At 25.2% G+C, this 15,860-nt stretch carries 2 protein-coding genes; both read right to left on the bottom strand.

All coding sequences use genetic code 4. The annotated features are described in order from the left end of the window. Positions 1-183 precede the first annotated feature (183 nt). Positions 184-1,833: an IS1634 family transposase gene (locus SAM46_RS01565; RefSeq protein WP_318635633.1), complete on the bottom strand. Its 1,650-nt coding sequence runs from the start codon at positions 1,831-1,833 to the stop codon at positions 184-186. A 279-nt stretch (positions 1,834-2,112) separates the two neighbouring features. Further along, complete coding sequence (locus tag SAM46_RS01560) at positions 2,113-15,633, bottom strand: rhoptry family protein (RefSeq protein ID WP_318635632.1); 13,521 nt, start codon at positions 15,631-15,633, stop codon at positions 2,113-2,115. Between the last annotated feature and the right edge of the window lie 227 nt (positions 15,634-15,860).

The following is a 15,860-nucleotide window of genomic DNA, read 5'->3' as shown; positions in this document are numbered from 1 at the left end:
ATTCATTTAAACAGTCTATACAATAGGCTGTTTTATTTTGCAAATTTCTCATATATGCAAAGTTTAACCTACGTTTCCCACTTAGTAGCATAATTAGCACTTTTCCTGAGTTTCCAAGTTAAATAATATTAAAAATCATACAACCCTACAAAATAGAGCTGTATGATTTTTTAATCATAAAAATTACATACATAAAATATTATTTAATGCTTTGTTTACAATTTCATAATCTGATTTATTATCAGAGCTTTTATTTATAAATGTTTTTCTAACAATTTGATTATTTACCAATTCTTCAACCATAACAGCTGATTTTATTGATTCAATTAATCTATTATTTGTAAATTTATCAATTACTCCATATTTATGTAAATATTCATTAACTTTATATAAAGAGTATTTTAAAACTACTAGAGCTAAAAAACATAATACAAAGTGTCCTCGAATATGTTTATCGCTTCACACATAAATTGGTCTAACATCAAGTGAGCTTTTTAATGTTCTGAAGTTTTCTTCTATTTGTCATTGTTTATGATAAATATTTTTTATTTCCTCAGGTGATAAGTCCATTCTTAAAGTTTCATATACATAAATACCATCAAATTTCTTATCTTGTTCAATCTTTTCATAATTAAGAACAAAATTTATAGAGTCATTTGTTTTAAAGAACTTATATTTTTTAATTCCTATTAAATCTTCACCTTTAACAACACCATTTTTGTTTTGTTTTTTAATGAAGTTATTAATTAAAACATCTCTGTCAGCTTTATCTTTTTTTAGCTCTTTTTCACTAAAAGTTACAATTCTTCTTCTTTTATGTCCATTTAATCTCTTTTTATTTCACATTGACGCATATTCTTGTTCTTTATATTTAAATTCACCATTTTCAATTCAATCACTTTCATTAAAAATATATTCTTTAAATTGATTTGAGCCAGCTTTTGCACGATATGAAATTATAAAATCAATTCCTAATTGCTCTAAAAATCTGATGTTTCTGTTTGAAGACATACCTCTATCAGCTATGATGGTGATATTTTTTAACATCATAAGTTTGAGTCATTTTAATGATAAATGGAATCATAGTTGAAGCATCCATTGTATTACCTTTGAAAAGCTCAAAAATGTATAGGAATACCATTTGAATCTGTTGCCATACCTAATACAACTTAATCCTCTTTGATTTTTTCCATCTTTAGAATAACCCGGAAATCTTAAACCATCTCTTTTGAAAGTTTCAAAATATACAGTTGATGAATCATAAAATACTAATTCAATTTCTCTTTTTGTCTTTTCAGAAATAACTTTGTTAACTCTTTTTAAAATGTCGACTTTATAATCATCGAGTAAATCTAAAACATTATAAAAAACTACTTTTTTTAAGCTTGATTTCACTGATGAAATCATCTTTTTATTGAATGTCTGAATAATGCTGTCAGCTTGTATGATTCTTGAGGAAATAAAATATTCCAATAATTGTTCTAGCTGTTTATGCTTGGTTTTAGGTAGTGAATTAAGTATTTCTAATTCTTTTATAACTGAATATAAGTTTTGAATGCCATAGTTAACTAATCTATTTTCAAAATATCCATTATTTAAAGAATTAATTAATTGTTCTTTTACATATTCTTTTTCAGAGTCAATCGGAATCACCTTTGCATTTTGCTTTAATATATCCAATGCATTAGGATTTAATTTCTCAAGTTCTTCCAAATATCCTAAACCAACAATTCTTTTATATCCTTTTCCAAAACCTAAAGTTTTACAAACTGATAAATATATTTTGTCTTTGTTTTTACTTTTCATTATATGTAACTTAGCTTTACTTTCCATATAATTATTATACCACTTTATGAATGTAATGAATATATAAAAAGTAAAAATTTTTTTGTTGTTTTATACTATGTATAAAAGGCGTCGAAAATTAAATAAAAAGAGCTTCCAACTTGGAAACTCAGGATTTCTCATATATGCAAAGTTTAACCTACGTTTCCCACTTAGTAGCATAATTAGCACTTTTAGGGGTGCTATATTTTTTTGTAAAAAAATCTAAGAATTATGCTACTAAGTGAGAAACAAAAATTCATAGGTATTACCTATGAATCCTCGTATCTATTTCTTAGATTTCTTTGATTTATTAATTCCAATAATTCCACCAAGGAATGTAATAGCTGCTATTGCGGTTAATCAAGGTCATATTAATATTGAACTTGAATTTATTGCTTTAGGTTCTTTAATTAAGGATGTTAATGCCTTAGAAGCTTTTTGATATTCATTAGATTTTGTTATTTGTTCTAATACATTATTATCATCAGGTAATAAAGGATATTTGACATCAATTAAGTATTGAACAAATTTATTGTTATCACTTAATGATTTATCAAATTTAGTTTTAACAGCTTCTAATTTTGCAATATCGTTTGATTTAATTGCTTCTAGAACATCTTTAAGAGCTTGAGAATTAGTTTGAATTGAATGTAATTTATCATTAAATGATGTTATTAAGTCATTTAATGATTTAGCTTTGAATTCAGGTATCTTATTAGCTTGAGCAATTAAGGTTAATAAGTCTGAATTAAATTTGAATTTATCAGCACTTGAATTAAGCAACTTGTTAAGTTTATTTGCAAGTTTTACAAGGTTCGGAAGTTGTTTTACAACTGAATCTAAATCTAAGTATTTTGCTTCATTTACATAATCTTTAATTTGATTTAAATTGTTTGTTACTTCTTTTAATCCTTGTGTATCAGCTTTATCAAGCATATCTTTAAGAATTGTTTGAAGTTTATTAATTTCTTCACTAGCTTTATTATTTTGAGTTTTAATTTCACTTAATTTATCAATTGCATTTGCATAAGTTAATTGTTTATTGTATTCATCAATTTTATTGTTAATAAATGGATTGTTTAATGAATCTGAGTTTTTGTTAATAAAGTCTTGAGCTTGAGTTATTGTATTGTTATCAACATCTTTAAATGAATTTGAAGAAAATTTATCAACCTCATTAGCTAGGTTTTGTGTTTTTTGAACTAGTTGTTCAAGTTTGTCAACACCACCATTTGCATTAAATTCAATTGGATTATTACTCAATTCATTTAGTCTCTTAATCTCATCTAAATTATTGTTAAATGTATCTTTTAAAGCTTTTGGTGAATTAAAGATTTTATTAGAATCAGTATTTTCTAGTTTACTAATTGCTTCAGATAAATATTTTATTTTTGATAAATCATTTTGGGCTTTGTTTATACCTGAAAGATTAGCAATTTTATTTTGAATATCACTAACTAGTTTATCAACTTGTTGTGCATTATTATTCAAGTAAATTGTTCCATCACCTATTAATAAGTTTTTAGCATCATTAAGAAGTTTTTGCAATGATTCTTGTTCTGCTTTAGTTGAATGAATAAATTCAGAAACATTAATTGGGTTTTGTTTGTATTTAGAATCAATACCATCATAAGCTTTTTTCAATAATTCCATTGCTTTATTAAGTTGTGCTGCATTTTTAATCAATTCATCAATATCTAAAACATTTGTAGATGAACCAACTTCTGAAACAAATTTATCTTTTTGAGCTTTATTTAAGTTGTTATAGTCATAAACACCATTAATTGCTTTAATTTGAGCATTATTAAGTTTTTGTGAATTAACAGCTTCAAAAATTTGTTTAACAGTTGATTTAGGATTATCACTTATAGCTTTGTTAATAGGTTTTCTATTAGGAGTTGATTTCTTATATTCACCATCTTTAATATTAGGTGCTTTTTCAAGTTCTATATCTAAAAGATTAGTATTAATTCTTTGTTGTAAGGTATTTATAGCTTTTTCAATTTCTGAATATAAAGAATTTTTATTTAAAAGTTTAGCTTCTTTTATAGCTTTAGCCAACTCATTAGATTGAGGAATTAGATCTTCAGCAATTGCTATATTTTGTTCTAATAATTCATTTATATTTGAAATATCATTAGAAATAGTATTTAAATCATTTTGAAGTTCACTAGCCTTTTTACTTGCTGAAGATTTATCTAATTTATTTGAATCAATTGATTTATTAGCATCATTAATAAGTTTTCCAAGTTTTGTTAAATTATTTTTTAAGGATTCTGAATCATCAGTTTTTATTTTATTTTTGATTACATTATCAAGATCATTGGCTTTATCAACCACTTTTGAAAGTGGTTCAATATCTACTAAATAATTTATTTTATCAATAGCATCTTGAAGTTCTTTTTGAGTATGTACATCTGAATCCATAATACTAATTAAATCATTAGCTTTATTAATTTCTTTTGCTAAAGCAGTGCTAAAAGGTTTAGCAACTTCATCATTAACTTTTTTAACTAGATTTTCAAGTTCAACAAAAGTTTTTATTCAATTTAATTTTTCTGATTCATTTGTATATTCTTCTTTATTTGAATTATTATTAAAGTCTAATAGTTTTTTTGCTTTATCTAATTCTTGAAGCATTTTAGCTTTTGTTTTGGGATTAGAGACAGCTGTATCGTTAAGTTGATCATATGAATATGCTAAATTTTCTTTTTCTAATTGGTGTTTAAATTTATCTAAAATGTTTTTATCATCTTCTGCTGTTGTTGCATTCTTTATTTCATTTTTAGCTACTGTACCAATTGAATAATTGTTTCATGCAGGTGAAGCTTTTAATTTTTCAGGTGCATTTGCAATTACATCTTTATATTTGTCTAAATAAGGTGAGCTTTGAATTAATCTTGCATTGTCTAAAGCTGTATTAAGGTTAATTTGATCATTTTCAAGTTCCTTTAGTTTGGTTGATACTAATTCCTTAATTTCTTTATCTTTGATATCTGAAGGTTTAACACCTTGAATTTCATTAGAAACTTGATTATTCACTTTATCAATAATAGAGTTAGCATCACCGATTGCTTTTTCTAAATTAGATTTAGCATTTTCAACTGTGCTTACATCTAATGTTTTTGCATTTTTAATATTTTCAATTTTGCTCTTAGTATTATCAAGAATTGATTTTTGAGATTTAATTTCATCAAGTAAGTCAGTAACAGGACTAAGATTTTGATTTGTAACTGCTGGTTCAAATCTTGAAATTAATTTATTAAGTTCTGGAAGCTTATTATCTAACAATCCAACTGTTGTATTAATTAATTTAGAATTAGATACTAAATTATCTAAAGCTTGTTTGTTATTAGCTTTGTTTAATTCTTTTAATATAGAATCTTTAGAATCAGTAGGTAAATTATTTAGTTTTGAAATTTCTTCTTTAGCTGATTCTAAGTTTGAATTACCATCTAAATTCTTAAGAGCATTTTCAATTGTTAATATTTTACCTTCAATTTGATCTTTATCAATTATTGAAATATTATCTTTTGAATTATCTTGCAATGATTTTTCAGTTGTTAAATTATTGAATGCTGTTTTAGGGTCATCACTAGCAAGTTTTGAATTAACAGAATTGATATTCTTTTTCAAGTTATCTAAATCATTTGCTAATTTATTCATAGATTTATCCAATTCATTAGCTTTAGTAATCATTGCACTAACACCAGATTTAGTAGTTGAGTTTTGAATTTCACTTTCTAATGCTTGTTTTTGTGCATTTGATAAATTAGTTAAATTGTTCAATAATTCTTTTTGACTCTTTTTATATTCATCAAGAGAAGTATTATTGTCATTTATGGTTTCAATTAAGCTATCTAATTTATCTTTGGTATTAGAAATATCTGTAATTGTTAAGTTATCATTAAGTTTATTATTTGTAAATAACTTATTAGCTTCTTTTAAATCATTAATGATTGATTCTTTAGTTTCTTGATCTAAATCATCAACTTTATTTGTTTTATTTAAATCTGTTAAATCATTAATAGTTTCTAAAAGTTCTTCGGCATTAGAATCTAATTGCATTGCACTATCTAGCATTAGTGAAACATCAATAATTTTATTAATCTTATCATCATTAATTTTATTTTTAATTGACGTTTTAGCATCATCAGATAAATGTTCAAGTTCATCAATTTGTTTAGCGGCTTCTTTTTTAGTTTGATTAATTAATTCAGTTCCATTTAATGCCTTAACTGCATCTTCAAAATCTTTTGATTTATTATTTAAATCCAATGCAATTGCTTTAATTTTATCAACCGAACCTAAGTCATTGCTTTGTTTTGCGTTTAATGTCGTATCAGCTAATTTAGTAACAGCACTATCAAAATTTGTTTTGTTGGCTGCTTGCGTGTAATTTGGATTGGTTTTAGTTGCATCAACTGTTTTATTTAATTCTTCTGCTTTAGAAATAGATTTATTAAGTTCAGAAGCTGCTTCAGTAAGATTATTTATATCTGAAGGTTCATTAGCTTTTTCAATTGCTGTTTTAATTACAGCTTTTTGCTCAGAAGATAATTTATCTAATTTTTCTATATCAGCTTTTGCATTATCTTGTTTGGTTTTTAAAACATTATCACCATCTAAAGCTTCTAAAGCATTATTTAAATCACTTTTTAGTTTTTCAATTTCTTCTTTAGATTTAGAAGATAAATCTTTTAGTGCTTCAATAGATTTTTTAAGTTGAGAATCAAATTCTGATTGTTTATTAGAGTCTGATAATTTGTAATTATTATCATCTTTATTAATAAGTTTTGCTTTTTCTAAGACTTCTTTGAATTCTTTTGTTGCTTTATCTATTTCTTTTGCATTTGAAACAACATTATTAATATCTGATTCAGTTGTTTTAGAAGCAACTTTAGATTTAAGGTAATCTTTTTGTTCATTAGTTAAATTAGATAATAAGTCAATATCTTTTTTAGCTTGGTCAATGTGCTCTTTAACACCTTCTGCTAGACCATTAATTTCATTTATAGCTTTTGATAAATCATTAACAACCTTTTCTACAGTTTGTGAAGTGTAGTTAGGTTTTAATTTTTGATCATCAAGCATTTCTTGAGCTTTATTAATTTCTTTAGTTAACTCACTTTGTTGGGTTGGTGTAGCAAATGGATATTTAGATGTATCTTTAACTAAATCATTAGCTTCTTTTAATTTATTAATTAATTCGTTAGCACTTGTATTTAATTTTGTTGCTGTGTCTTTTAAATCATTAATTTCTTGAATTGTGTCTTTTTTATCCACATTTTCAATAATAGAAGTTATATTTGCTGGACTTAAATTAAGTAATTGACTTATAGCTTCTTTAGCTGCTTTCTTAGATTCATTTAATTTATTTTGACCATCTAAATTAGATTTTGTTGCTTCTAAATCTGATTTAGATTTATTTAAATCTTTAATAAGATCCCCAATTACCGTTGTATTGGTTAACTCATTGTTCTTTTTTGCATTATTTAAATTTTCAGTAGATTTAGCTAATTGTTTATCAAATAAATCTTTAACTTGGTTATCACCAGTTGTAGCTTCAGTGTAATTAGGTGTATTTAATTCTTGATTTGCTTGTTTAATGCTTTGATTTAAGTCATTAATTAAAGTTGCTAAATCATTAGCTTGTTTTGTAATTTTATCAACTACTTCTTTAGAATTAGCATCATTTATTAGCTCATTTAATTTATTTTTTTGATTTTGAGATAACGAAGTATTGTTTATAGCTTCTTTTGCAGCATTTTTATCTTTAATAAAGTTATCATCACCGTTAAGAGCTTCTATAGCATTATTTAACGTATTAGCTTTATTATTAATTTCTTCAGGACTTATTGAGGTTTGATTATCTTTTGATAAATTATCAAGTGTTTGAACATCTGCTACTTTATCAAATTGATCTTTAAAGTTTTTATCTGCTAATTGATACTTATTAGTTGATTTAGTTTCATTAGCTTTTTGCACCTCTGCAGCTAAAGATTGCATAGCTTTATCTAATTTTGATGCTTTATCTAATGTCTTGCTTACTTCAGTTTCATTTAAAGCTTGTGATAATTCATTTTTTAAACTTGATTTTTGAGTTTCAGAAAGACTAGAAAGTTTATCAATTTCATTTTCTTTAGATTTTCTATCAGCATCAAAATTAGTTTTATCAGCAGCAATTGATTCCTTAGCTTTTTCTATCGCTTTTAAAGCATCATTAATTTGTAATTTTGTAACATTATCTTTTAGTAAGTTGTTTTCTAGTAAGTTTTGAGATTGTTCTAAAGCATTGTCAACTTTAGATATAGTATCGTTTTTTGCAACTTGATAATCGTTTGATTTTTGTGCTGTTTCTAATGATGTAAGATCTTCTTTTAGTTTATTAGCTAATTGATTTAATTCTGTTGCTTTATCATTAATTGGTTTAATATCTTCTAGTCTTGTTGAATTTTTGAGATTTTCTTTTAAGGTGTTTTTGTATGCATCTGATAAATTAGAACTTCCAGTAATTATTTCATCAGCTTTTTGTTTAGCAGATGAAATTTTTGCATCACCGTTAAGAGTTTCTTTAACACTGTTGAGTTCTTTAGTTGCTTTTGATATACCTTCATTTAATAAATTGAGTGATTCTGGAGTTATAGTATTGGTTTTTGCAATTTCTTGTAATTTAACATTTTGTGCTTGTAAAGCATTATCTAATGCATCTTTATTATTTATATCAGAATCTAAATAATTAGCTGTTTTTTGTGCCTTTTCTGCATTTTCCTTAGCTAACTTAGCATCTTTTAATGTTTCATCTAAAGTTTTAGCATTTGAAGCAATATTACTAATATCATCTAAATTATTTCCACTATTAATAGCAGTTTTAATTAAGTTTTTAAACTCATCAGATAAATTGTTTAATTTTTCAACATTAGGTAAAGCTTGTTTTTTAGCATTAGCTAAATTATCATTACCATTTAATTCTGTTAAAGCTTTATTTAATTGATCTCTTAATTTATCAATTTGTTCTTTAGTACTATTACCTAGATTTTTGTAAGCTTCGTCAGCACTTGATTTTGCATTATTAAATGATTCTTGTTTTGAAGGATCTGCTAATTTATAATTAGTATCCTTTTTGTCTATTGCTGAAGCTGATTCAATAGCTTTTTTAAGCTCTTTAGTTGCATCGTCTAATTCATTTGCTTTTGTACTTAAAGCATCAATATCATTATCGTTAGTTTTGTTTGCAACTTCATCTTTAAGTGTATATTTTTGAGCTTGAGTTAAATTAGTTAAACTACTTATATCAGTTTGAACTTTCTTAATTTTTGCTTGGATTTTAGCAGCTTCATTTGTGATAGCATTTGCCACATCTACTAAAGCTGTGTTTTTAGCTTCGATATCTTCTTTTGTAGTGCTGGTGCTTAATTTTTTATCTTGAAGAAGTCTATTTGCTTCATTTAACGATTGAATAAATTGTCTCTTTTGTTCTGGGGTTGCAAATTTAAAAGTGTCATTTTCTTTTAATTTATTAGCACTATCAACAGTTTGATTTAATTTTTCAACAGTTTTGTTTAATTCTTGAGCTTTAGTAATTTCCTCATTAACATCAGCTGAAGATTGTTTTTGAGATATTGTATCTTTTATTGATTGTTGAACTTGTGTAGAAAGATTAGATAATTTATCAATTTCACCTTTTGCTTCATTAATTTTATTAGTTAGATTTGTTTGTCCATCTAATTGTTTTTCAGCATTATCAAGATTTGTTTTTTCATCATTTAATGACTTAATTAATTTAGAAACTTTATCATTGGTTGATAAATCATTATCGCCTTTTATTTCATTTAATTTTGTTGATGCAATTGAAATTTGTGAGTCAAATGATTCTTTAGGAGTTTTAGATGCTTCTTTATAATTAACTGTTTCTTTTTTATTTTTATTACTTTCAATTGACCTATTTAAATCTTTAATAGCTTGGTCTAATTGTTTAGCAATTTTAGTAACTTCTTCTATTTCTGAAGCTTTATTAAATGAGTCAATCTTATTCTTAAAGATATCTTTTTGTTCTTTAGATAAACCTAATTGTTCAATTGCATTTTTTGAATCTGTTTTAAGTTTATTAAAGTTTGCAATTCCGTCTAAATTATCCATTGCATCTTGAATTGCTTTAGATTTAGATGTTACATCAGCTAATTTAATTGAATCTCATTTTTCTTTAGATAATTTTGCTAATTTATCACTAGTTACTAGTGAATCAAAAGTTGATTTTAAATTAGGCGAAGCCATTAAATATTGATTATCATCTTTAATATTTACAGCTTTTGTTATTGTTTCAGCTAATGTTTTCATAGCTTCATTTAATTTATTAGCATCATCTACAGCAGATTCTAATTCTGTTTTTGTTTTGCTAGTATTAATACTATTTGAAACTTTTTGAATTTGTACTTTTGAAAGATATGGATATAAATTCGAAATATTTTGATTTGCTTTTGATTTTAGATCATTAAGTTCATTTTTAAGATCATTAGAAGATTTATCAATTAATTTAAGAATATCATCGTATTCTTTATCTAGTTCTTTAAGATTTTCTTGAGCAGCTCCACCTTTTAAGTTACCACTTCCAAAAAATGATTTAAAGTGTTTATCTCTTAAAGCTTCAGCATCTTGTTTTATTTTATTATCTAAAGATTCATAAACATCTGTTTTTTTAATTTCTTCAAGCTTGTTAAACTTGGTTAAAATACCATTTACTAAATCTTTTGTTGCATCTGCGTCTTTTATTATATTTTTTAATTCTGAAACTTTTGTAGCTTTATTTATTTTTTGCTTGAGTTGATTTTTATAAGTAGAAGAAAACTTATCATAAGCTGCATCACTAAGTTTTGTTAAAGAATCTTTTCTGACTTTTTCAAGATATTCTTTACCATTTAATGAATTAATTTTAGTATTAATTTCATTTGTTAAGTCTGCTATTGTTTGTGAATCAATTGATGTTTCATTTTCTTTAGTTCAGTTATCTATTGCTTTGCTTTCATAAAAGCTATCAAATGCTTGTTTGATATTATCTTCTGAATTAATATAATTATCTGTAGCTTTTGCTTCTTTTGCTTTTGCAACTGCAGTGCTTAAATTATTCATTTCTGTATTTAGGGTATCGGCTTTTTTAGCTATTTGATCTATTTCAGATATAGTGTTAGTTGCTTCTATTTGAGTTACTAATACTTCTTTTTGTTTAGAAGATAAATCACTTAGGTTATTTACATATTGGGTTTTATTATTTTTGTATTCACTTCAATCATCAAAATCTTTGTTGATCGCTTTTAAAACCGGTGAAATACGATTTGTAATTAAATCACTAGCTTGAGACGGATCAACAAGAGTAGCTAATGCTTTGTTATCTTGAATTAATTTTGCTGTTTCATTTTTTGCTAAAGTAACTAATTGTCTAGTTTGATTTGTTGCTTTATTGTATTTAGGGTCTTTTGTTAAATCATCTAGTTGTTTGAGTGATTCATTAACTGACTTAACAGCATTTTCTAAGTTAGTTACAACTGTTTTTCTACCTTTAATTGATGCAACTGTTAAAGTTGAATTATTTGGTATTTCATTATAAAATGAAATAACACTATTTTTATAGTTAGATTTGTATCCATTGCTTAAATAATTAGATTCAGTTACATATTGATCAAGTCTTTTAACTTCTTCTTTTAAATTATTAATTCCGTCTAAAGCTTCATATTTGTTTTTAAAATCTTTAGATAATTCTTTAATTTGTTTATTTATAGAATCTAAAGTATTCTTATCATCAATCGCAGTTGAATTTATTTCATTTTCTTTAGTGGTATAGGTGCTTGCTATATTAGAATAATCTTTCTTAATAGCATCACTTGCTTCTGTATATGATGAATAATTATTTACATAAGGTTCTTTGTAATTTGTAACAGCTTTATTAAATGAATCATAAATAGTTGATAAATCACTTGCTTTATCAAAAATTACATCAGCATCTGTTTTACTATTTTGTTTTTGAATTAAATCTAAAACATTGTTTTTAATTTGTTGTGGTAAATATTGATATTTGTCTTCATTTAATTTAGATGTAATTTGTTTGTGTCCATCTAAAGAACTAACAGCTGTATTTAAAGCACTAATTTTACTACTTACAGTTGTAGCATTAGAATTATCTACAACTTTATTAAGTAATTCTTGTGCTTTTGATAAAGCTTCATTATATTCATTTTGTTTTAAGTCACTTGCATAAAAATATTGTGATTTTGTATCTTTATTATCATAATCTGCTACTTTTAAAGCATTAGATAATTGTTCTTTTAAAGTAGATATTGGTGCTTTTGCAATAGTAATATTTGTATCTAATTTATTTGTTAAATCTTTTACTTCTTCTAAATCATTAACATTTAATTTTAATGAAGAATGTTCATTATCATTTATTGTTTGTAATAATTGTTCTGAATTTGTCAACAATGAGTCTAATTGTGTTCTTATACCAGCTTCAATAAAGTTAGAATCAGAAGACATTTTAAGATTCTTGAATTCATTTACTTTTTCAATAAATTTTCCAGCTGCAATATTTAAATTTTCTGCAGCTTTTTCTTTTTCGTTTAACCCTTCTAAGGTTTGAGCAGCATTTAAATCTAGAATAATTGTATTTTGTAAAGTTGGTGTTAAATTATTAAATGTTTTGATTTTTTTCCTAATTTCTTGAACTCTTGCAAGTACCTTTTGAATTCCATTTAATGCTTTTGATTTTTTGCTTAAATCATCGGCAGCTGTGCTAACTTTTATTAGGAATTGATCTACTGTGTTTGAATCTTCAAGATTGTCATTTTTCTTAAATTCATCTAAAAGATTTTTAGCATTAGTTATAGTAGTATCAAAATCTTCTTTTCTATTAGAATCGGCTTCAAGATATTTAGCTGTAGTTTTTAATTTTTCTCCATCTTTAACATTTGTATCTAAACCATCAAAATTATCAACAAGACTAATTATATTATCTGATGTTTGTTTAATTTCTGTTTCAGTGGTTAATTTATTAATTTGTTGAGTTAATGAACCTTTTTGTTTATCATTTAAAATTTTTGCATTTTGTATTTTTTCTTTTGCTTCAGTTTTAAGAGCTTCAAGATTTCATTTTAGAATTTTTTCTTTAGTTTCACTTAAATCATCAATTAAATCAGAATAAGAAGTTAAATTGCTTTGATTTGCTTTTGAATCAGAAAACATTTTATCAAGTTCACTAATTCTATTGTTATATCTATCTTTTAAAATTTGAGATGTTTTTTCAAAATCATTTGAACTAGTAAAAGTTTTATATTGGTTTAAATCGGTTTTGATTTCAGTTATTTTAGAATCAAAATTGTCTGCATTTTCTGTGACTTGATTAATATCAGAAATATTAACTAAATTATTTAGTTTATTTTTGTATTCATCTTTTACATTATTTGCAATATTTTCTAAACCATCTATATGTTCTTTAGCTTTTTCTATTTCACTAGCTATGTCTTTTCAATAGCTTAATCCTGCATATGCTTCATTAATTGCACCAGTTCTTGAAGCAACATAACTAGCAAGTCTTTTTAAAAAGTTTGAATCTATTTTAGAATTTGCAACACGACTAGTAATCAAATCTTTACTATCCTTAATAACTTCATTTAATTGAGTTTTTGTTTTATCATCTGATTTTTTATAAACATCCGTTTCTTTTTCTTTTTCAAATTTTTCTATACGTTCCGAAACTTTTCTAACTGCATCAGACATTGCGATAATAGCTTTATCTAAACCATCTAATTGACTAAATTGGGTTGCTTTATTAATTTCATTTTTAGCTTTAACTACAAATTCAGGTGCTTGATTTAAATATTGATTAGAATCTATTTCATTTATTAAATCTAATTTTAATTTATTTAACTTCGTTGTTTCTTCACCAACTTCTGCTATAAATTCTGCTGAAGGTTTGTATTTAAGTTCTACCTCAAAGCGATTATTAATTGGTTTTAATTTTAATCCCGTGCTAGAAACAGTTCATTTATATTTATCCTCAACATTTTTAATAATAGGTTCGATTGTAATGTTTTCAAAATCATCAACTAATTCTGTGTTTAATTTAAAATCATTTAATAATAATCTATATGTATGAGATTTTAAATTTTCTTCACTGTTTTTATTTTCTTGTCAAGGAATATCAAATTGATCAATTACTTGATCATCAACAGCATTTTTGCCTTTATATTTAATCTTATAACCAGTTATTTCAGGGAATTGATCTTTCTTTTTAGGATCAAAAGTATCTTCGAATTTTTCTGTTAATTCAATATTAATACTTCTGTTAGCTGTACGATTTGCAAATTGAAAAGCAACACCAGTGTATTGGTTTTCTGAATATCCTAAAGCAGATGGATTAAGATCAACATTGCTACTATTTTGTTTTCAGACATTTTCATGACCTTTATCATTATATTTATCACTGTGGAATAAACCAGCAACGAATGTTTTTTCATTGCTATAGATATTTCCTTTATTTAAATATGGATTAACTTTAGATTTAACTTGACTAAATGTTGTATCGTCAGAATTAGTTAAAACATCAGTGTATTTTCTTCTGGTTTTAAATTGCATTGTAACAATTGGAATAGGTCTTAAGTTTCCATCATATCTATTTTTTTCTAAACCAGTTTGATAGTGAATAAGGAAAGCTGAACCAACGTTATTGTAAAATGGATTATATCCACCATTGGCTCTATTGTACATATCAGAATGCACACTTAATAAGTTACCTATACCAATACCAAAAATACGTCTAGGCATTTTATCATCTGTTGTTTTGGTTCTTGATAAGGCGTCATTTATTTCAGCAGGTGTAAATGATTTTTGTGCATTTCTAAATGCAACATCAGAAGTAATATATTCAACACCATTAATACCAGGTAAATACATTAAGTATCCAGAATCATCAAATCCTGAATATCTAGGAATAGTGTAAATGTGCATTGGTTCTGGAGCATTTGGATCATTATTAAAATCAGTAAATAAATCTCCTTTTGAAAATGTTCCATCTTGTGTATTAATACTTTGTGTTATTTGTACATAATCATCTTTATTATCATGAGGAATGTTTGTACTAAAAGTTTGCTCAGCTGACTGATCAAAATTTCCATATTTATCTGTAAAACGTACATAGGCACCATATTTTTGATTACTTCAGTTTTGGTTTTCATCATAGTATTTACCTTTACCATTAGCAAAAGGTTCACCTTGGATACCATATTTAGTTTTTCTTCTTATGTTTTCATCAATTGCATTAACATCACTTATTTCTTTTTCAGAACCAGCATTTTCAAACTTAACAGAAACAGTACCTGGAATTAATTCCAAGTCATCACTAAGTGCAAATCCATATACTCTTTGACCAAATGGATATTCATTGTGTCATCAAGTACCTTTTTGATAGTATTCTTTGTCAAGTGGTCCTGTTTCAAACATTAATGTTCAGGTTTGTTCTTCTTGATTTCATTCATCTTCAGTTGGTGTTTTAATAAATTTAACAAGTTTTGCTGTTTGATCATTTGGCATTGTTTTTTGTTTATAATGCGCATAACCAAAAAATGATGGTTGTAATATTTCATATTCTTTTTTATGTTGAACTTCTGAATTTACATTAACGATTCTATCTGGGACAAATTTGTAAACTCTTTCATCAATAATAGAAACTGATGCTGTTGTTAATGGTATAGCAAGCAATGGAACAGTTGAAGCTAATGTAAAAATAATTTGATTCTTAGTTCCTTTTGATGTTTTGGACATATAAACCTCCTAAATAAAATAATATTTTCTAATTATATATAAGCAGTTTTGTTTAATAGATATCAAAATTCTCTTGCTAACTATTAACAAGATGTTTTGATTCAATGAAAATATTAAAATAAATAATTTAATTATTTATATTATATATAAATAAAAAGTGCATATCAATAGCACAAAAGTTTCAAAACTAATACTTTTTTATCTATATTTTAGACTTATATATATAT

It is taken from the genome of Mycoplasmopsis verecunda, assembly GCF_033546915.1.
GTDB lineage: Bacteria > Bacillota_I > Bacilli_A > Mycoplasmatales > Metamycoplasmataceae > Mycoplasmopsis > Mycoplasmopsis verecunda.
This window is presented reverse-complemented; position numbering and strand designations above follow the sequence as displayed.